Source organism: Sphingomonas faeni, from assembly GCF_040407505.1.
GTDB classification, from domain to species: Bacteria; Pseudomonadota; Alphaproteobacteria; order Sphingomonadales; family Sphingomonadaceae; genus Sphingomonas; species Sphingomonas faeni_E.
Window position 1 is genome coordinate 48,070 of record NZ_JAPZPQ010000008.1, and the last position, 19,878, is coordinate 67,947.

Below are 19,878 nucleotides of genomic sequence, written 5' to 3' on the forward strand. Positions count from 1 at the left end.
TTGACGATCGGGCTTTCTTCGCCTGCGGCTGCTAAACAGGCGGATGATGGGTTGACGATCTCGCCGGCGCCGGAAGTCGAGCGGAATAATCGCGATCATGTCGTCGTCGGCATGGGCACGATGGTCCTTCCGCAATTTCAGGGTTCGCGCGATTTTCAGGTTCAGCCCGCCCTGGTCATAGACGTCGAACAGGGCCGGTTCTTCGCCAAGGCAGGGGAAGGCATCGGTCTGTACCTGATCAATCAGGAGAAGCTACAAGCGGGCGTCAGTGTAACCTGGATGCTCGGCTATGATCGAAAGGATGTACCCGATGGTATCGGAAAGCTGAACGATACCTTCGGTGGGCGGGCTTTCGTGACAGGGCAGGTCGCAGGCTTCACCGGCAACCTGTCCGTGACATCACCAGTGTTCGGCGGCGATGCGAAAGGGGTCATCGTGAACGCGCGCATTTCCCGCTCTTTCCGGTTGAGCGAGAAAGTGACGATCAGTCCGGGCATCGGCGTGAGCTGGGCCGACGCGAAGCATCTGCGGCGATATTTCGGCGTCGACGAGGAGCAGTCGGCGGCATCGGGCCTGCCCATCTATCGCCCGTCGAGCGGATTCAAGGATGTCGATGCCCGCTTGGCCGTCAGCTACCGACTGACGCAAAGGGTCAACCTCGTGGGTGTTGGCATGCTCGTTCGCAACCTCGATCGGGTAGCCGACAGTCCGTTCAATCAGCGTGGCTGGTCGCCCATGGCGGTGCTCGGCTTCGGCTACGCCTTCTGACGCAGGCGCGGATCACAAGCCATGCGCAAAGCGCGAAGTTATCGCGGATCGCGCCTCAGCCTTGGTGCCGCCCGACGATTTGCGGTCATCGCGGTGTTGGCGGGCGTCCCCGTCAGCGGGGGAATCGCGTTCTTTGTGTGGTTGTGGTCGGTGCTTGGCGACCCGGCAATCGCCGCCGTGATGATGGGCACATTCCTGCTTCCGGTTCTGCCATTGCTTTGGCCCCGTGAGATCAGATCGCGCCCAACTTCGAGATAGCAGTTCCATCTTGCAACATGTGACGAAAGGCTTTCGACGTGAACAAAGCTAGTACCACCCCGCCCTCCCGCCCCGCAAACGGGCGCCGCGTCCTTGTCTCCGGTGCCAGCATCGCAGGTCCGGCTACCGCCTATTGGCTCGATCGGTATGGGTTCGACGTCACCCTCGTCGAAAAGGCAGCCACAATCAGGCTGGGCGGCTATCCTATCGATTTGAGAGCTGTCGCGATGGACGTCGCCGAGCAAATGGACCTTCGTCCCGCCCTGCTTGATGCCGATATAGACTCGCAGCGAGTCACCTTCCTTGATGGTGATGGCGATGTGGTTGTCGCACTCGATCCCAAGTGGATCCATGGTGGCGTCCCCGGCCGCGACGTCGAAATCGCGCGCGGCGAGTTGACCTCGCTTCTTTCCGGCCTGACCGAGGATCGGATTCCCCGGCGGTTCAATACCTCGATCGCGGCCCTGGAAGAGGATGGCACAGGCGTTGAAGTCACCTTCGACGATGGGTCGCGGGGACGGTTCGACATCGTGATCGGTGCCGATGGCGTACATTCCAACACGCGCGCTCTGGTCTTTGGTGACGAAGCCCAGTTTTCCAAGCCTATCGGCTTCTGCTTCGCAGGCTTCTCTATCTCCAACACGCTTGGTCTGGACCGCGAGGCCCTCATCTCCAACGTACCGGGCCGGATGGTGGCGATCTACGCAGCTGGAAGTTTGCCAGAAAAGGTGTTCGTGCTGATGGCGTTCGCACATCCTTACCGGCTCGGGCGCGACGCGCGGGACCCGGCATTCCAGCGTGACCTCACTGCCAAGGCGTTTGCAGGTGCGGGCTGGCAGGTTCCCGAGTTATTGAGGGCGATGCAAACGGCGGATGATCTGTATTTCGATCATGTCGAACAGATCAGAATGCCCGCATGGACACGCGGCCGGGTCGCCCTGGTCGGAGATGCAGCCTACGCACCGTCTTTCCTGACCGGGCAGGGATCGAGCCTGGCGCTCACTGGCGCCTATGTGCTGGCCAGTGAGCTCGCCCGCCATCCCGACCATCGGGACGCCTTCACGGCTTACGAGCGAAAGCTCCGCCCGTTCGTCGAGGTGAACCAGGCGACTGTGGCGCAGGGCATGGTCGGGATGATACCAGCCACTTCCGAGCAGTTGGAACAGCGTGCCGTGGGTCTGAAGGAAATCGCTGGCACGTCTGCCCTCGACGGCGATACTGCGCGGCCAGAACACAGTGCGCTGGATCTGTCGGAGTATCACGATGACTTGCGCAACGGATGAGGCAGGTCACCGCGAGGCGTAGTTAGGCGTTTCGCACCGCCGCTTTTCCAGTTTCGGTCGAAGTTCGAACCTGCACCCGTCTTTGCTCCCGTCGCGCCGGGAGGTCCGATTTCCGCAGTATTCCCGAGCAAGCTGTCAATCCGACGGGAGGCGGCGCGTCGCTTCCCGCACAGGTGCAACGCAGTGCAATAAAACATCTGTCCTATCGTAAGCGTCCGGTGAGCCGCGTGTTGTCGCGTGGGGCGCACCCGCGCCGGTGCTGGCGCTCCCCAACCAGCGCTGGAGCCTGGACTTCGTGCACGACCAGCTCGTCACCGGCCGGCGGTTCCGCGTGCTCAATATCGTCGACGACGTCACGCGTGAGTGCCTCCGGGCGGTAGTGGACACCTCGATCTCGGGCCGGCGGGTCGTTCGCGAGTTGACCGATCTGATCGCCGAGCGTGGCAAACCGACGATGATCGTCAGCGACAACGGGACCGAACTGACGTCGAACGCGGTGCTCGCCTGGTCCGGCGATGCCCGCATCGAGTGGCACTACATCGCGCCGGACAAGCCCACGCAGAACGGGTTCGTCGAAAGCTTTAACGGTCGCATGCGCGACGAGCTGCTCAACGAGACGCTGTTCTTCACGGTTCGCCAGGCCCGCTCGATCCTGGCGCGCTGGGTCGACGACTACAACACCGAGCGGCCGCACTCGTCGCTCGGCTACGCTACCCCGGCAGCCTTCGCTGCCGGGCTCGAACAGCAACGGGCGGGGTTAACCCCGCCCGTTGCTTCACCCGCGCTCATGCGCGACAACACCGGTCGGTCTCTGGTTGCCGTTGGATGAAAGACCGGGGTCACGTCAATCGAGTTATGGGAAAGCGGAACGGCTCTCATAAACGTTCCCGAATGACGGCCATTCATTGCTTGAGTCTGTGTCGACCGCCCAAACAACGGCGCTTGGCCTCAGGCAAGCGCGGATAATCAGGATGTAGCGCTTGAACCACAAGTTTTATCGGCCTCACTCCCAACCGCCGCCGAGTGCAAGGAAGAGGTCAATCTGCCGATCGACCAGGCTGGCGCGCGCGGACGACAGGCTTGTTTGCGCGTCGGCGTAGCTGGCCTGCGCGTTCAATACGTCGAGGAACGGTGTGCGACCGAAGCGTTGCAGCTTTTCGGCGTCCCCGCTTGCCTTGTCGGCAGCTCCCGCCGCCCGTTCCAGCGCGTCCAGTCGGTCGCGTGACCGCGCATAAGCGGACAGGGCGGTTTCGGTCTGTTGAAGGGCCAGCAACACCGAACCATCGAAGCCCGCGAGCGCGGCGTCGCCATCAGCACCGGCCTCATCGATCCTCGCACGGACCGCCTTGCGGTTCGGAAAGGACCAGGAGACCAGCGGGCCGAGACTGAAGCCGAACGACGAAGGCGCCAGCGCACGGCCGACTGACGTAGCGGTTCCCGCCGAACCGCCGAGGCTGATACGGGGGTAAAGATCGGCTTCGGCGACTCCGATGCCGGCGGTTGCGGCGGCCAGCAGCCGTTCGGCTCGCCGGATGTCGGGGCGGCGCTTGAGCAGCATCGCACCGTCGCCGATCGGCAGCGGGCGGCGGAGCGACGGTATTGTCGTGCAGCCTTCCAGCTCGCGTGGATAGTCGGCCGGAACGCGTCCCATCATCGCCGCCAGCGCGAACAACGCGGCACGCCGGTCGGCGAGGATGTCGGGGATGGTGGCTTCGCTGGCGAAGACGGCCGCGCGTGCGCGATCGCTGTCGAAGCGTGTGCCGCGGCCGCCGCGCACCATTCGTAACGCCACGTCGAGGGTCGAACGCTGGATCGTGACGACGTGCCGCGCAGCGGCGAGCGCGACGCCGTCGGCGCAGACGCGCGCATAATTGCGGGTGACAGCCGCCGCCACCACCACGCGCACATGGTCGCGCGCGGCAAGTGTCGCCTCTGCCTGTGCGTTCGCCGCCTCGATCCCCCGGCGGATGCCGCCCGCCAGATCGAGCGGATAGTTGAGATCGAAGCCGAGCGCGTAGCTGAGCGGCGCCGGCAAGGTCCCGGTCGGCCCGCCGATGCGGGCGCCCGCCGCCTGGCCGCTGATGCCTGTCGTGACCGTGCGCGCGGCCGCGGCCTCGCGCACGATCGCGCTCGCCCGGCGCAGATTGGCATCGGCCACGCGCAAATCGGTGTTGGCGCCAAGTGCTTCGGTCACATAGGCATCGAGCCGGGGATCGCCGTAGAGACGCCACCAATGCGGTGGCAGGTCTGCCTGGGTCACGGCAGGATCTCGACTGCCCAAGAACGGCGCGGACGCCTGTGGTCGATTGACGATGGCTGCGGGCGGCATGCGGTAGTCCGGTCCCGCTACGCAGCCGGCGGACAGCAGCGCAAGGCTCGCCACGAAGGGGGGTGCGAGCAGGCGCCTCACGGGCGGCCTCCCGCCGCGATCGCGGCGGGCACGATCTCGACCGTTGCGGTCCGCCCCGCGATCAGGCGCGTCGTCGCGGGCATCCGGTCGATATGCACGCGGACCGGGATACGCTGGGCGAGCCGTACCCAAGAGAAGGTCGGCGCGACTTTGGGTAGGAGGTTGCCGGTATCGTCGCGCTGGTCGTCGGCGATCGCAGCGGCGATGCTCTCGACATGGCCGAGGATCTCGCCATCGTCGCCCATCAGGCGAATGCGGGCGCGATCTCCGATGGCCACGTTGTGCAGCTTCGTCTCTTCGAAATAGCCTTCGATCCGCAGCGAGGCGGTGTCGACAAGCGCCATCGCCTGCGCCCCCGCCGCGAGATAGTCGCCGGGGTGAATGTCGAGGTTGGTGACGGTGCCGGCAACAGTGGCACGGATTTCGGTACGCTGCATATCGACCATCGCGACGTTGCGGTCGGCGATCGCGCGCGCCAGTGCCGCCTCGGCTGTCCTGACTTTGGCGACATTCTGCTCGCGCGCCTCGGTCGCGACGAGATCTCCGAGCGCAAGATCGCGACGCGCTTCCTTACGTGCTTGTTCGAGCTGCGCTTGAGCCTCGGCGATGGCGGCATCGGCGCGGCCGATAGCGGCGGTGAGGCGTGGCCGGTCGAGGACGATTAGCAACTGCCCGGGACGGACGACCTGATTGTCGCGGACCGGCACCTGGGTGACGAGACCGCCGACGTCGGTCGAGATGCGCACCACGTCGGCGCGGACACGACCGTCGCGGGTCCACGGCGTGCGTTGGTGACGGTCCCACAGGTGCAGCGCCACCAGCGCGGCGATAGCGACAAGCGAAAGCGTAACGGCGTAGCGCCCGAGCAAGGCGAAATATGGCTTCATTGGAGTAATCCAGTGGCAGGCAGGCTCTGCACGAGCAGGCCGAAGACGATGACGAGGACGGCAAGCTCGACGACGGGCGGCAAGGCGAGCCGCCGAGATGCGCCGGTGGCAGAAAGCAGACGAAGAATCGCGACTGTCAGCACCAGCGCCAAGCAGGCGACTGCCAGCAGACCGGGAATGAGCACGCCACCGATGACGATGTCGGAGATCATGCCGCGACCTCGCCCTGTGGCACCGGAGCCAGCGCGAACCGCAGGTCAGTGAGTGGGTCGAGCAGCGAGCGATCTGCCTCTGCCGCGTCGGCGATCCTCACAGCCAGCGCGTCGACACTGCGGCTGAGTTCGGCGAGGCTCGGCGCGCTGGCACTCCCAAAATGTGCAGCGACGTCCGCCAGCACCGCCCGCGCGTCGTCCGCGACCGCTCCGCCCTGCCGACCGAGCCGACGATGCAACAGTCCCGCCGCATGCCCGATGCGCAGGTGGCGCAAGGTCTCGTCCAGCGTCGCCTTCGTCGGCCGCGCCGACAGGGCGAGCCGCGGCATCAGCAGCGCGGCGCGGTCGATCATCAGCCCGGTCCATGCCGCCTCTGCCGGACCACCGCCTCGCGCGCGGCGTGCCACGTCGCGGCGACCGAGCCACAGCAGGCGGTGGATCGCGGCATCGGGGGCGACGGTCTGGAACAGCGCCATACTCACCGTGCCGAAGCCGACGCCCACGAACAGGGCGATGCTGCTGTTGACGGCGTCGGCGAAATCGCCGCCATATTCGGCCCCCAGCCCGACCAGGATCGGAATTGTCAACGTCACGCCGAGCGCCATGAAGGCGGTCGCGGGCCGCGCCTGCAAAGATCCGGCGAACAGGAAGGTGGGTGCAAGCACAGCGAGCAGGGTTGGGAAGTCGGAGACGCGCGGCAGGATGACGAAGCTGTAGGCCAGGCTGATCGCGACGCCGTAGATCGAGCCGACAATGTACTTTCGGACGAAGGGAACGGGGTTGTCGACATTGCCGAACAGCGCGCAGGTGACCCCCAGCACCGATACAGCCAGCCCGCCATCGGGCCATGCCGACCAGATCCAGGCGAAACAGCCGAGCGTGATCCCGACGATGGCGCCCGCCCCGGCGCGTGCCGCCATGACGGGATCGCGGTGGAAAACGTAGCCTTTAACCCGCTTCTTGACGAAGAGCGGCTCTACCGCGAACGCCGACGCCCCCGTGATTACCTCATGCCCAAGCCGGTCGCCGTCGTGGAGCAGGCCGACCAGGTCGGCGAGGTGCCCCGCGACATTGGCCGACAGCGCATCTCCGGTGTCGGATCCACCGTGTGCGAGCGAACGGGCATGACGGATCAACCAGAGCGCGCCCGCCTCCCGCTCGACAAGTTCGTCCGAGGCGATCCAGGCGCGAACGTCAAGCACGAGCTGCGCCAGTTCCACCGGCATGCCCAAGCGACGGGCACGAAGGGCATCGATCCGCTCCTCGACGTCGGCGAGGAGCGGCAGCAGCCGCGCCAGTCGGTCGTGCATCAGCTGCACCGACGCAGCACTCGGCCTTCCCGCGACCGGATCATAAGGAAGGTGCGTCGCCAGCCCCCGCAGCGCGAGCAGGTCCAGGGCCAGCCGGTGGCGATCCTCGCGGCGCTCGTTCTCTGAAACCTCGCGCAGCGCGTCGCCAGCGAGCTGGCGGGCATCGCGCAACGTCGCCGCCAGCTTCGCCTTGAATTGGCCGGTCATCGGTCGAGGCATCACGTAGCGATGGACCAGCACCGCACACAGGATCCCAAGTGCGATCTCCTGCACCCGCACCGATGCGGTATCGAAGATCGTGTCCGGTGCCGCGACGGCAGGGAAGCCGATCAGGCTGGCGGTGTAACCGGACAGCACGAAGGCATAGGCGCGGGGTGTCCGGTCGAGCAGCGACAGGAACAGGCACAGGCCGATCCATCCGGCCAGCACCACGCTGCACACCAGCGGCTCGTTCGCGAATATCGGGATGATCGCCACCGTCGCGATCACACCGACCAGCGTGCCCGCCAGCCGGTAGACGCCACGCCCCAGCGAGGCTCCGGCGCTAGGCTGCGACACGAGGTAGACTGTGACGATCGCCCAGGACGGGCGCGGCAGCCCGATGCGAAGCGCGACATAATAGGCCAGCAGCGCGGCAACGAAGCTCTTGGCGGCGAACAGTAGCGCCTCGACATCCGTCTTGACGACCGGATTGCGCAGCGGGTTCCGCCATCGCGGCCACTGCCACTGGGGCAGCGCGATTTCGGGTCCGATCCACCCGCCATACCAGAAAAGCCAATATCCCATCGCTTATTGATAGTCACTCTCAGCAAGCGATGATATTAGCTATCCAGCCAATCTATCCCTATAAACTGCCATCTTGATGTCACGACCTATGCTAGCCACTGCCATCCTGGATCCGGACGCGGCGGACGCGACCGCGATCGCGCACCGGCTAGACTTCACCGACCATGCCGCCGAAGTGCCCACCCATGTCCATCGCAAGGCGCAGTTGATCCTGGCGTCGCACGGCGCGGTCACCTGTATCGCCGCGGACGATGTGTGGATCGTGCCGCCGGGCTGCGGCATCTGGATTCCGGGCGGGGTGCCGCACAGCGCGCGCGCGACCGCAAATGCGCGGGTCGACTATCTGTTCGTCGAGCCCGGCGCGAGCAGGCTTCCCGACCATTGCTGCGCACTGGAGTTGACCGCGATGATCCGCGCGATGATCGATCGCCTGGCGCACGAGCCCAGCGACTATTCCCCGGACGGACATGCCGCCCGCCTGGCCCGGGTGATGCTTGACGAGCTGGCCGAAATGCCGCGCCAGCGCCTGAACCTGCCGGTGTCAGGCGATAGCAGGATTCGCGTTATCGCCGACGCGCTGACCGCCGCGCCGTCGGACCGCAGCACGCTCGCCGGCTGGGCCGTCCGCGTCGCGATGAGCGAGCGGTCGCTGGCGCGGCTGATGCTGCGCGAGACCGGCCTGACCTTCGGCCGCTGGCGCCAACAGCTCCACCTCGTCGTTGCGTTACGCGAGCTGGCGAGCGGCGCCAGCGTCCAGCAGGTCGCGGCCGAATTGGGCTACGATTCGGTCAACGCGTTCATCACGATGTTCCGCAAGGCGCTCGGCAGCACGCCAGCACAGTATTTTGCGCAGCGCCGGGCATGAACTGCTCTGATCCCCGAAACCTCGCCGCCTCACGCGGTAAGACGCGCTCATCCGGATCGCGAGCGGTCGCTCGCCCCAGCAACGTTCCGATCTGTCCTCTCTTCAGCCTGCATGTCCGATCAGAAGAGCCCCCATGGCAACAACCAGGCAGGCCGTGATCCGATAACGGCTCAGTCTTTCGTGCAGGAAGACGCGTCCGATAAGGGCCGCGAAGACGACACTTGTCTCCCGCAGCGCCGACACCGGTCCCATCGTGCCGTGCGCCATGGCAAAGATGACGATGCCATAGGCCAGAAGCGAGGCGAGCCCGCCGCCGGCTGCCACCAGCATTTCCCTGCGCCCGCGCACCAGAGAACGGGCATCCCGCAGCACGATGTAGGTCGCCGGCGCGAGCAGGCCCCACGACAGGCACATCCAGACGGTGTAGCCGATAGGCGAGCCGGATAGCCGCACCCCGACGCCATCGGTCACGCTGTAGGCACCGATGAAGCCGCCGGTGCCGAGCGCGAAAAGTAATGTCTGCCGCCCGATGGCCCGCCCTTGGAAGGCCAGCGCAACGATGCCGCCCGACACCAGCAGCACGCCCGTCAGACTGAGCGCGTCTGGCAGCTCGCGCGCGAAGACTGCGGCACCGAGCGACACCAGAAGCGGCGAGGCGCCGCGGGCGATCGGGTAGGTTTGCCCGAGATCGCCTTGCCGGTAGGTGCGCACGAGGAAGAGGTTGTATCCGACGTGCAGCAGCGCCGATAAAGCGATGCAGCCCCAACTCGCTGTTGCGGGAACCGCCACGAAGGGCGCCATCAGGGCACAGGCGAGTGCAATGGCGATGCACATGATCGTCATCGACCAGAGCCGGTCGCAGCCTCCGCGCAGAAGGGCGTTCCAGCTCGCGTGCAGAACCGCCGCGAAAAGGACGATCAGGCTGATGCCGATGGACATGAGCCTCCTTGCCCAGCTGAATGGTCGAGTTCCATGAAGCTACCGCGTCGCCTTCGTCCGCGCGGTCAGCTTATGGCCATCGGGATCGCGGAGATAGGCGACGAAAACGCCATTCGGGCGCTCGCACGGTGGGGTTTCGATCGATGTGCCGCCACGCGCGGTGCCGGCCTCGTGCCAAGCGCGAACATGATCCGCGCTGATGGCGGCGATGCCGATGGTTCCGCCATTGGCGACAGTCGCCGGGTGGCCATCGATCGGCCGGGTGATCATCAGCCGCCCACCGTCGTGATCGTAGATCAGCCGGCCTCTCTCATCCCTCTCGCCTGGCTTGCCGCCCAGTGCCGTGAACGTAGCGTCATAGAAGGCTCTGGATCGCTCAAGGTTGTTGCTGCCAATCATGATGTGCGTGAACATATGTCATCCCAGGAATAAGACCGGACATACGGGATTGCAGGCTGGGCTGTACGCCGGTTCGTTTGAACGGCATCGCAGCCGGAAATGGCCGGCGGATGGCTCCGCCGACCCCAAAACGAACCTTACTGCCGGTCACCAGGATACGCTTCTTCGGGGCCTATCGGCGTCAGAGTCGTCACTTTGATGCAGTAGCCGCCCTTTGCCCGAAAATAGAAAGACCAGGCACCATGCGCCTCGTGCGGCGCCTGCGTTTCCCCGCCGTCGCCGCTTAGGCGGGCATGCAGGGCATCGACGGCATCGCGCGACTCTTGGATGAAGCCGACATGCAGAATGTCGAGCTGCTTTGGGTAGTCGAAGCCGTCGAGCTTGTTTTCGAAATGGTTGACGATCAGCACAAGGCCATCATCGTCCTGCATGATCGCCATCTTCGTGCCGCGCACGACTAGCGTGCGCAGCCCGAAATAATGCTCGAACATAGCGCGGTCGGCTTCGGTGTCGTGGCTGTAAAGTTTGATGTGGTTCAGCTTCATGGTCGTGCCTTTCCGTTGGTGAGACGGACACGAGCCGATCGTGGTCAGACAACGACGACCGGCCACGCACGAGCGCAATCCTCGTTGTGTCCGGCCATGGCCAAGAGCGGCATCACCCGCTCAAGCGTGACTGTCTCGCAAGAGACCGCAGGTTGTCACCATACCTGCATCGCTGTCTTTTTAGGCGCTTAACAGTTTAGTCCGTGTACACTGTGCGTCAAGCGAAGGGAGCTGGCCTCTCAAAAACGAACTGCGAGCGAGACGGCCGGCGGCATTCCCATTGGGATGCTATTTAGGGAATGGCCCTCGCCTTGAAACGCGGGGGACACCGGATTGTTAGGCGACGCCGCGTTGGAAGTCGCTGTGAAGTCGCGCCGCCACGGGTGAACTGAACAATTCATCAAGACGCGCGCGCGCCGTCATCTGGCGGAACGCGCCATTCTGCGTGGGGTCGCCGCCATCATGCATCATGTCCGTCATCCAGGCACTGAACTCCTGATATTTCCAGACGCGGGGCAGAACCGTCGCCGAATAGCCCGCCAGTGTCGATCCATCATCACTGTTTACCGCGTCAACCAGCGCCTGCGCGAGCACATCCACATCGTAGAGCGCCATATTCATGCCCTTGGCACCGGTGGGCGGCACCAGATGGGCCGCGTCCCCCGCCAAGTAGATGTTGCGGTGCTGCATCGGGGCGTGGACCACGGAGCGGAGCGGCACCACCTCGCAGTCGAGTACGACCGCGTCCGGGATCGTGTCATCGTTGAGCCGCAAGCGGATCTCATCCCAAATGCGCGCGTCCGGCCAGTCCTGCGTGCCGTCGCTCAAAGGGCATTGCAGATAGTAGCGGCTGCGTTGAGGCCCGCGTGGAAGTTGTGCGACGAAGCCGTGGTCGCTCGCCGCCATGATGGGGTGAGCCACCACCGGCGCTTCCACCAGCACCGCCAGCCAAGCGTAGCCGAACTCGTGGCTAATCGTCGTCAGGACACTGGCAGGGATGGAAGCCCGGCTGACACCACGATCCGCATCACAGCCCGCGATGTGGTCGCAGGCGATCGTGTGCACCTGCCCTTCGCGGGTATAGCGGACTTGGGGGCGCTGGCCGTCCTCGTCAGTGATCGTCACGTCCGTCACGTCGAACCGCACGTCGCCGCCTCTCATGTCGATCAGTTCGCGGAGCAGATTGTTGACGAGCATCTGCTGCGTACAGAAGCGGCCCTCGCTGCCATTGTCGCCGGCAATCTCGAACACTCGGCCGACGCCGTTCACGCGGTAGTCGATGGTCTGCGCGACCGGTCCGGCGAGCAGTTGATCCGCCAGCCCCCAGCGCTCGAACATCCTAACTCCGCGCGCGTCCACCACACCGGCCCGCTGGCGGCCCTCAATATAGGTACGGTCCTGCCGCTCAAGGACAATGCACGGCACCTTGGCAGTGTCCAGCAACGTCGCGAGCGTCAGCCCGGCGGCCCCGGCGCCGATGATGACGACGGGTATTTCTTCGGTAGTCGGCATGTCAGGTTCCTCGACAATTTTGATGCCCCCAAAATATAAGCTATGGCTTGCATCCGCTAATCACATACGGATCAGGGTGTTCGGCTAATGGCGCGCAAGCCCAACATTGCCTCGAAAAAGCAGCCTCGGCAGGCGCGCGCCGTCGCGACCGTGGCGGCGATCGTGGAGGCAGCTACTTACATTTTAAGCCGTGGCGGCTTGGCCGATTTCACGTCCAATAAGGTCGCCGAGCGTGCTGGGGTAAATGTCGCGTCCTTCTATCAGTATTTCCCGAACAAAGAGGCGCTGCTGTTCCATATCGTCACCAAAACATGGGCCGAGCAGTTCGCGCGGCTAGAACCCATTCTGACCGATGGAGGCGCGAGCCCGGCAGAGCGGCTGCGAGCGTTCGTGCGTGAGCTGATACTCGTCGAGGCCGCTGAGGTGGAACTGCGTCGTGGGCTTCGGGCGGCTTCGGTGGAACTGCGCGAGACGCCCGAGTTCAAGGCGCTGCTCGAACGCGGGACCGCGCTGTTCCATCGGTTCTTGGCTGACGCGTTGCGGGATCGCGTCCCGGAGGCGCTCGACTTCACCGTTGAGACGACGGCCATCCTCATCACCAGCTTCACCGAGCATGCCACCGATGAACTGGGGGCCACGGATCGCCTCCTCCAACAGGCCGACTTCCTAGCCGACTTGCTGATCGGCCGCTTCGGCCTTGATTGAACCCGTGTGGGTATGTTCCCGCAAAGAAACCTCCAACGGGACAAACTGCGTGCGACCGAAGCTGCCCTGCCTAGACTCCGCGGTTTTCCCTAAATCTGTTCACGATTGCCATTTCCCAAAACTGTCCGCTGGAGATGGAGAAACGGGACTGCCGAGCGGCGTAGCGCCACCGGCACCCGAACGGTAAGGCAAGCAGCCGAGCATGTTTGATTGGGCAATGGCGGATTGTCTGGTCCGGGACCGGTTAGTGGCCGCTTACGTCCGGAGCTGACATTCGGAGGTTGCTATGGGAACGACCGGGTCTGGTCGAGAGCCGCCACTTTTCGCAGAAGCGTTAGACCCACAAGTGGACGTCGGCTGGCTCATTCAGGCTTCTTGGTTTCGGCCGTTCGTTCATCCCGACAGATTATATTATGAAAGGTGTGTTTGGAAACGAAACCCCTTTGGCAGCCCCCCCCCGGGGATTAACAAGTCTAGGCGAACTCGGTCTTACTCCGTAGGCGTCTATGACTTTTGCGGCCGGTGTCCAGGCGTGAGAATATCCGGCCATATCTAAAGATGCATTGCTAAGCGGACACGGACATCTCCGCGAAACCGGTACCTCTGGTCAATTTAGAACGCTGTCAGTACTTCTCTGCCCAAGCTGACTTTTAACAGACAAGTGGTAAGGCCAGCGTGGTTAGCCGAACCAGATCTAGCTCTATTCGCTCGAGCCGTTCTAGCCCTTTCGATTCCGTTCACGCTGACGGACCCCCTTCACGAATTCGGCGCCGACGCCGTCGTCGGGACCAAGGTCGAGCGAACAATTGACCAGGGTAGCGAAGCTCGCGTCGCTCAGCGTGAAGTCGAGAGGAATCAGGATCGGAAGACCTTCGCGCCGGGTTTCGATACCGGCGAAGATCGCCTTGGCATAATCGGCAAGGCCCCTGCGCGTTGCGCTCGTAGCCGCCTCGGTGATCTCGTCACTTGCCTCAATCTCAGCCTCCTCGGCATCGCGCGCCAGGACGGCGATACAATCGGCGATCCGTGGCCAATATTTGAGGTCGTAGGTGCGCGTGGCGCTCAGGGGCTCTCGAACATAGGATTTGTAGAGGTAGATGTCCTCTCCGGCGCGGTCGATCAGGTTGAGCGGGTGATATTCGGTGTTCGACCAGAATCCGGACTCGTTGTGCAGTTCCTCACGCTCCTGGAGAAGTGAGACCAAAGCGCTGGCCTTCTCGGCGATCTCGGCATTGACCTCCTCCAGGCGCGCGCGCCCAGCGCGCGCCTCGGCAATCGCTTCGGGATCCCAGAATGTTGCCGAGAGGATCACGCCGAGGAACACGCGGATCGCGCGTTCGTCGGGCGCGAGCCTCTTCTGCAGTTCAGCGTAGACGGGCTTCATCTCCAGGCGGCGGGCGAGCAGCCGTTCGGCGACCGCGTTTTCGCTCGGGAGGATGTTGTTCTCAGTGTTGTAGGCGATTTCGCTGCGGAGAAACGCTTCGCAGAACTGTACGGGGTCGGGTGTCGTCATGGTGGCGCCTTCTTGGCAGTCGGGTTGCAAAGCCTGTCCTAGCGATTAGCCGCCAACCTGTAGGGCCCTGACGAACGATTATCTGGCCGGCTAAAAATACCTGCCGATCCGGATCGGCAGGCATCTATCGCTTGGACCGTTTCGCAATGCGGACGTTCTTCGAGATGCACCCACAGGTGAGCGGGCGCGCTGACTTGATGTGAAAATAGGCGACGTTGAATGCCGATCGTTTGAAGTTGCCGCGACCCAGAGACGGATAGTCCCGGAAGCGCTCGATGTCGGTCTCTTCAAACGGGTGCTGCGAGAAGTCGAACAGCACCAGCAGGGCCGGCCCGTCATACATGAGGAGCTTGATCATCTCGGTCTGATTGACCTTGGCCGACAGCGGGCCCTTGCGGTCGCGCGGCCGCCGCACCGCGAACTCCACGGCGACATCGCCGATCTGGAAGTCAATCCGTCCCCATTTGCTGGGCGCGCTCGGCAGACGCACCCATTCCTCCGGATAGCAGTGCTTGAAGTAGCCCAACAAGAAAGTCCGAACGAGCGGCAGCAACTCGCTCTCGCTCCACTTGTTGAGGTCGAGCGTCTTGCGGAAGTTTCGGTCCAAGATCGACTCATACAAGAGCCCGAAGGCTTTGCGGACGGCCTTGACGGTCACTGCCATGACACGGCCTCCATCATAGCATCGGAGCTCCCTTATCGAGCAATTGCGCCATGACTACGTCACGCGGCTGCGCGGGCTGCGTCGCAACGTCAATCAACGCGCGCGCAATCCGCCGCGCGAGGCTGCGCGCGCGGACGCGATTGGCTGTCCCGACCGTGGCCAGACTCCGGCGGCCGTGGACATAGGCGCTGCGCATCTCGAACAGGTCTTTGTAGTCCGCCGCGGCCTGCACGTCGCCGAGCAGCGCGGCGATCCGCGCCATTACGCGCTTGGTCGCGCCGAGGTTCTTGTGAGGGTCCGTCTTGGGCCTGTTGCGATGATCAGCCTTGAGCCCCAGCGACGCCTCGATCGCAGTCATATGCGCCATCACCTCATCCATGCCGTCCGCGAGGAAGGCGCGGACGAGGAAGTGGACGATCGGTGTCTCGAACAGCGCCGAGGCGCGGCCGTGCTCGAATTGCTGCCAGGCGGCCGCGTCGAACTTTTCCAGCTCGGGCTTCGCCTCGTCTTCGAGCGGGATCGTCGTCGGCCGCTCCAGCTCAACGTCCTCGCCCCAGTTGTCGGTCACGATCCACGGCTCGAGCGACAAGGTGTCGGGGCTCGGCGGCGGACTCGGCCGGATGAAGAGGTCGTCGCTGACCGTGTGTATCCATGGCACTCGGAAGCCCCGCCAGCTAACCTGCTGCATGGTTGACCACTGCTCCCACGGCGCCAGAAGCAGGAACGCCAGCGCCCCTTCGACGGCAGGCGGAAACTTCCCGAGGTGCGGATCGATCGCGCCATAGTCCCGGGCGAGGTTCTCATAGAGCCAGGGGAAGGCGCGCCGCTCGGGCGAATGGTCGAGCTGGACCCGCTCTTCGACGACGAGCCACTGGAACTGCGCGAGGCGATCCACCTCCAGCGGCCGGGTCGGGAAGTTGCGCGCGAGCCGCGTCGCGTCGAACAGACCGGCAAGTTCCTCGGTCGAATACTGACGCACCTGCGCGCTGCCGAAGGCGAGCGCCGGCAGCTCGTCGGCCGTGTCTAGCGGACAAAGATGCAGCCGCCGCGCCCTCTTGCGTTGATAGGCGGCGGCGAGCGCCTCCGCCGCTTGACAGGGGGGCAACGCTAAATGCGCCTGCGGCTTCGGCAGATCGCACGGCAGGCCAAGCGAGCGCAGCGCGCCGGAGAGCGCGAAGGTCGGATGGCCCCCGCCATATTCGGCGTTGCAGATCTCGGCCAAGGCCATGAACTCCGGCGCCGACAGGAGATTGTCGGGGCCGGGACGCGGAATGCGCCATAGGGCCTGGACCGCTTCGATCAGGGCCTGGCTCGCCGGCATCAAGTGGACGCCTGCGGGAGCCAGCTCCGCTCCGCGCGTTCGCGGATCAGCCTAGCTTCCAGACGCGGGTCTTTGCGCTCGATGCTCTCGTTGTAGATATATTCGGCATCGCGCCAGAAGGCAGCAATGGCTTTGGCGAAGTCTCGCAGCCATTCCACTGAGACCTCCATGCGGCTGACCGACGGCGGCAGCGACGGGGAGACGCCGAAGCCTTCCGGCATCGGCGGGATCACCGGCCAAAGCTCCGGATGGCGAAGCGATAGTTCGGTCGCGGACTTGCCGTCGCCATGCCGGCAGGCGTTGCCGAGAAGCTGGAGGGTGTCGAGCGTTGGGAAGCTGGGGAAGGCCTCCAGGTCGATCCCGCGCAGTTTGCGAAACCACTTGCAGAGGCCGGACCAATCCGCCTTTTCGAGCTTCGCGGCCACCGGCTCGCCGGGCCGCAACTCGCTCGCACAGCCCATCAGGTAGGTGCGAAGCTGGCGTTCCCAGATCGACTGGATCGACAAGCCAAAGGCCAGCATCGTCTCGCGCAACATGTTCTTCAGGTCGGCCTGGGCGAAGGGCGACGGCCCGCAGTCACTCCGGCCTAGCTCTTCGATCTTGGCTTCGAGCGTCGCGACGGCGGGAGCGACCACATCCTCAACGTAGGCCTGGACGGTATAGTCGTGCCGATAGGCGTGGACGTCGGCCATGCAGTTGCGCCAGCGGAACGGGGTCACGAATCGATCCCCTGCGCCTGTGCTTCCGCAATGTAGCCGTGATAGGCATAGTTGATCAGGTCGCGGACGAGTTCGAGCAAGCCACCGGCCGGCAGCCCATCGAACGGGTCGCCGTGAGCGAGGAGGTTCCGCCGCTCTGCCAGCGTCGGCCGGGTCTCGCCGGTGAGCTGGCCGACAGCGGCGCCGTTGCATCGCACGACCATCGGGATATCGGCGTCAGTCAGGCCGTCGGCCGTGACCATATGCTGCAGCAGAGCCGCAAAACTGCGCTTCGACTTCGAGACTGCGCCGCCATAGCGGTCCACCAGCGCCAGCTCGAGCGCTATCAAAGCAGCCAGCTCGCCGGCCTTGATCAGGCCGAAGTCGAGCCAGCCAAGGAGGTAAAGCGTTTGCGCCCGCGCGAATTTGCTGGTCACGATCTGCGGGATCGCCGGATGAATAGCCAGGCCCTCGACAAATGACCGCCATGCGGCGGGCTCGTCGAAGTACAAGAACCCGTCGGCTCTGCCGTCCTGCGGCCACGCCAGCACTAGCGGTTCGCCGCGCGGCGGCATTTGAAGTTTCTCCAGCGACATTGATCAATCCGCCCCCGACCCGCCGGACGACCCACAGGTTCTTCCTTCTTCTCGGCACGGGCTCGCCTTGATGCAAGCTGGACTTGCTTGGCGGCACCTGTTCGCGCACGGTCGCTGTCTGTTCTAGGAGGAGACCGCCGCATCGAGTCGATGCGCGGGGCTCGGGGGTGGAATGGCGACGACGAAGGGCAAGAAGCCGATCATCATGGTGTCCTCGACCGTCTATGGCATCGAGGAGTTGCTGGATCGCATCTACGCGGTGCTGACCCAGTTCGGCTATGAGGTTTGGAGTTCGCACGCCGGCACCATGCCCACCAACTCGGCGATCAGCGCGTTCGACAACTGCATCCAGGCGGTGAAGGATTGCGATCTCTTCCTCGGTCTGATCACACCCTATTATGGTTCGGGCGTCGTCGGCGCCGACATTTCCATCACACACAAGGAGCTCAGCACCGCGATCGAGCTTAACAAGCCGCGTTGGCTGCTCGCGCACGACCATGTGGTGTTTGCACGCAAGCTGCTGGAGAAGCTCGGACACGACGATGCTGAGAAGCGCGCAGCCCTGCCATTCGAGGCTTCGGCTGTGCTCGACGACCTGCGCGTCATTGACATGTACGAAACCGCCATTCGGAACGAGGTGCGGTTCCGCGACCGCACGGGCAACTGGGTCCAGAAGTTCGTGAGCGATGAAGATGCGTTGCGCTATGCTACCGCTCAATTCTATCGCTTCCAGGAGGTCGAGCGCTTTCTTGAAGAGCAACTTGCCAATCCCCGGCAGGTCATGGAGCGCGTCGAAGAGGATAGATCATGATCTCCGAAGAGATCCGCGCACAGATCAAAGGGGGTGAGAGCAGCTCGACCGCGTTCGTCCGCTCGGCCGAGCTTGCCGGCATCGTTGCCGCAACCGTTTGCGCCTTCCTCAACGCGCGCGGCGGCGTGGTGTTCGTCGGCGTCGATCCGTCAGGCGAGATTGTCGGCGTCGGCGCCGATCCCGAGGCCACCCGGCGCAGGCTCGAAACCCATTTGCAGGACGTGATCACGCCCAAGGCGCTGTTCACCGTCAGCGTCGACAGCGAAGACGATCGTGCGATCATCTCAATCGAGGCGCCTGAAGGCCGCGACGTGCCTTATGTGATTGACGGCCAGATCTTCACGCGCCGCGGCAAGCGGACGGCGGCAGCCGATCCGGAAACCATCCGCGACATCGTCCAAGGCCGATCGGTCGAGGCCAACCGCTGGGAACGGCGGCCGTCGGTCACGCTGTCCGAGGATGACCTCGTGCGGCACGATATCGCCGAGATTGTCTCGTCGGCGACCGAAACCGGCCGCTTCGTTTTCGAGGACGGCAACGATGTCCGGCGCGTACTTCGAGAACTGGGCCTTATCGCATCGAACGGGCTTACCAACGGCTGCGACATCCTGTTCGCTAGGCGGCCGGCGCAGCGGCATCCACAAGCGCGGGTGCGCTTCATCCATTTCGAGAGCGACAAGACCGCCGCCGCCTATCTCGACGACCGCTGGGTCGAGGGTCCGCTGCACCAGGTCTATACGCAGCTCATGGAGAAGATCGGCGCACACGTTCGCGTCCAGTCCTTCTTCGCCCCCGGCGATCGTGGCCGCGAGGACCGTCCCAACTACTCGCTCGAAGCGCTCCGCGAAGGTCTGGTCAATGCGCTGGCCCATCGCGACTATGCCGGTTTCTCCGGTGGCGTGACCGTATCGGTGTATCCGGACCGGATTGAAATCTGGAATTCGGGCCGCCTCCCGCGCGGCATCAGGGTCATCGATCTGAAGCGCCTTCATCCTTCCATTCCGCCCAACCCTGACATCACCCATGTCCTCTATCTGTGGCGGCTGATGGAGCGCGTCGGTCGCGGCACGCAGAAGATCATAGCTGCATGCGACGAACTCGGCGCTCGGCCGCCGGTCTGGAAGGACGCGCCGAGCGGCGTCACCCTGACGATCTATGCGGCGGACGGCGTAGTCGACTTCGCGCTGTCGCCACGCCAAGCCCAACTCATGGAGCAATTGCGGCCCGGCGACTCGATCCGTCTTTTGGACTATGTGCAGCAGACGGAGGTATCGGAGCGGCAGGCCCGCCGCGATCTCGCCGAGCTGGAGAGCGCCGGTTTCCTAAACCGGTCCGGTCAGGCCCGGGCGACGATCTATCGGCGGACAGAGCGGACGGTCTGACTATCCGACCGTAT

19 protein-coding genes and 1 pseudogene are annotated in these 19,878 nt (G+C 64.3%); 7 read left to right on the plus strand and 13 right to left on the minus strand.

Annotated elements, in window-relative coordinates; translation table 11 throughout:
• The 3 genes and pseudogenes from O6X71_RS18565 to O6X71_RS18575 all read left to right on the plus strand — a co-directional run.
• Window positions 1-768 (plus strand): MipA/OmpV family protein, encoded by a 768-nt coding sequence (locus O6X71_RS18565; RefSeq protein WP_150131241.1) that lies wholly within the window; start codon window positions 1-3, stop codon window positions 766-768.
• Between the two features lie 296 nt (window positions 769-1,064).
• Window positions 1,065-2,309, plus strand: coding sequence for an FAD-dependent monooxygenase (locus O6X71_RS18570; RefSeq protein WP_097383940.1), 1,245 nt, complete (start codon window positions 1,065-1,067; stop codon window positions 2,307-2,309).
• 226 nt (window positions 2,310-2,535) lie between these two features.
• Window positions 2,536-3,138: pseudogene (locus tag O6X71_RS18575) on the plus strand (integrase core domain-containing protein); the annotation flags it as partial.
• Window positions 3,139-3,312: 174 nt separating this feature from the next.
• Here O6X71_RS18575 and O6X71_RS18580 read toward each other — a convergent pair.
• The 4 genes from O6X71_RS18580 to O6X71_RS18595 are packed head-to-tail and all read right to left on the minus strand — an operon-like array spanning window position 3,313 to window position 7,914.
• Complete coding sequence (locus O6X71_RS18580; protein ID WP_353467184.1) at window positions 3,313-4,719, minus strand: efflux transporter outer membrane subunit; 1,407 nt, start codon at window positions 4,717-4,719, stop codon at window positions 3,313-3,315.
• Window positions 4,716-5,606 carry a biotin/lipoyl-binding protein gene (locus O6X71_RS18585; protein WP_097383939.1) on the minus strand — a complete coding sequence of 297 codons (891 nt, stop codon included), beginning with the start codon at window positions 5,604-5,606 and terminating at the stop codon, window positions 4,716-4,718. The genes O6X71_RS18580 and O6X71_RS18585 overlap by 4 nt, the downstream gene beginning before the upstream one ends.
• A complete protein-coding gene (locus O6X71_RS18590; protein WP_097383938.1) occupies window positions 5,603-5,818 on the minus strand; it encodes a DUF1656 domain-containing protein in 216 nt (71 codons plus the stop codon). The genes O6X71_RS18585 and O6X71_RS18590 overlap by 4 nt, the downstream gene beginning before the upstream one ends.
• Entirely contained in the window at window positions 5,815-7,914 is a 2,100-nt protein-coding gene (locus O6X71_RS18595; RefSeq protein WP_353467185.1) for an FUSC family protein, read from the minus strand. Before O6X71_RS18595 ends, O6X71_RS18590 begins: the two co-directional genes overlap by 4 nt.
• A gap of 88 nt (window positions 7,915-8,002) precedes the next feature.
• On the opposite strand from O6X71_RS18595, the gene O6X71_RS18600 reads away from it, so the two are divergent.
• Window positions 8,003-8,779, plus strand: a complete 777-nt coding sequence (locus tag O6X71_RS18600; protein WP_235654548.1) for an AraC family transcriptional regulator — start codon at window positions 8,003-8,005, stop codon at window positions 8,777-8,779.
• Window positions 8,780-8,881: 102 nt separating this feature from the next.
• On the opposite strand, the gene O6X71_RS18605 is transcribed toward O6X71_RS18600, so the two are convergent.
• From O6X71_RS18605 to O6X71_RS18620, 4 genes are all read right to left on the minus strand, one after another.
• Window positions 8,882-9,718 carry a DMT family transporter gene (locus tag O6X71_RS18605; protein ID WP_097383935.1) on the minus strand — a complete coding sequence of 279 codons (837 nt, stop codon included), beginning with the start codon at window positions 9,716-9,718 and terminating at the stop codon, window positions 8,882-8,884.
• Between the two features lie 39 nt (window positions 9,719-9,757).
• Window positions 9,758-10,132, minus strand: a complete 375-nt coding sequence (locus O6X71_RS18610; RefSeq protein WP_097383934.1) for a VOC family protein — start codon at window positions 10,130-10,132, stop codon at window positions 9,758-9,760.
• A 122-nt stretch (window positions 10,133-10,254) separates the two neighbouring features.
• Window positions 10,255-10,662 (minus strand): VOC family protein, encoded by a 408-nt coding sequence (locus O6X71_RS18615; RefSeq protein ID WP_097383933.1) that lies wholly within the window; start codon window positions 10,660-10,662, stop codon window positions 10,255-10,257.
• A 336-nt stretch (window positions 10,663-10,998) separates the two neighbouring features.
• Window positions 10,999-12,174, minus strand: a complete 1,176-nt coding sequence (locus O6X71_RS18620; protein ID WP_309703905.1) for a 4-hydroxybenzoate 3-monooxygenase — start codon at window positions 12,172-12,174, stop codon at window positions 10,999-11,001.
• 87 nt (window positions 12,175-12,261) lie between these two features.
• Between O6X71_RS18620 and O6X71_RS18625 the strand changes: the two genes are divergently transcribed.
• On the plus strand, window positions 12,262-12,879 hold the full coding sequence (locus tag O6X71_RS18625) for a TetR/AcrR family transcriptional regulator (RefSeq protein WP_097383931.1): 618 nt from the start codon (window positions 12,262-12,264) through the stop codon (window positions 12,877-12,879).
• A 718-nt stretch (window positions 12,880-13,597) separates the two neighbouring features.
• Here the strand turns inward: O6X71_RS18625 and O6X71_RS18630 are convergent.
• The 5 genes from O6X71_RS18630 to O6X71_RS18650 all read right to left on the minus strand — a co-directional run bounded on the left by O6X71_RS18630 (window position 13,598) and on the right by O6X71_RS18650 (window position 17,671).
• On the minus strand, window positions 13,598-14,392 hold the full coding sequence (locus O6X71_RS18630; RefSeq protein ID WP_353467186.1) for a hypothetical protein: 795 nt from the start codon (window positions 14,390-14,392) through the stop codon (window positions 13,598-13,600).
• Window positions 14,393-14,516: 124 nt separating this feature from the next.
• Complete coding sequence (locus tag O6X71_RS18635) at window positions 14,517-15,056, minus strand: hypothetical protein (RefSeq protein ID WP_353467187.1); 540 nt, start codon at window positions 15,054-15,056, stop codon at window positions 14,517-14,519.
• 13 nt (window positions 15,057-15,069) lie between these two features.
• Window positions 15,070-16,377: a hypothetical protein gene (locus tag O6X71_RS18640; RefSeq protein ID WP_353467188.1), complete on the minus strand. Its 1,308-nt coding sequence runs from the start codon at window positions 16,375-16,377 to the stop codon at window positions 15,070-15,072.
• The gene (locus O6X71_RS18645; protein ID WP_353467189.1) at window positions 16,377-17,096 is read right to left on the minus strand and encodes a hypothetical protein; all 720 of its coding nucleotides are present in this window, start codon (window positions 17,094-17,096) and stop codon (window positions 16,377-16,379) included. Before O6X71_RS18645 ends, O6X71_RS18640 begins: the two co-directional genes overlap by 1 nt.
• Window positions 17,093-17,671 (minus strand): hypothetical protein, encoded by a 579-nt coding sequence (locus O6X71_RS18650; protein WP_353467190.1) that lies wholly within the window; start codon window positions 17,669-17,671, stop codon window positions 17,093-17,095. The genes O6X71_RS18645 and O6X71_RS18650 overlap by 4 nt, the downstream gene beginning before the upstream one ends.
• A gap of 172 nt (window positions 17,672-17,843) precedes the next feature.
• Here O6X71_RS18650 and O6X71_RS18655 point away from each other — a divergent pair, with 172 nt between their 5' ends.
• Window positions 17,844-18,482: a DUF4062 domain-containing protein gene (locus O6X71_RS18655; RefSeq protein ID WP_353467191.1), complete on the plus strand. Its 639-nt coding sequence runs from the start codon at window positions 17,844-17,846 to the stop codon at window positions 18,480-18,482.
• On the plus strand, window positions 18,479-19,864 hold the full coding sequence (locus O6X71_RS18660; RefSeq protein ID WP_353467192.1) for an RNA-binding domain-containing protein: 1,386 nt from the start codon (window positions 18,479-18,481) through the stop codon (window positions 19,862-19,864). Before O6X71_RS18655 ends, O6X71_RS18660 begins: the two co-directional genes overlap by 4 nt.
• Window positions 19,865-19,878: the final 14 nt, after the last annotated feature.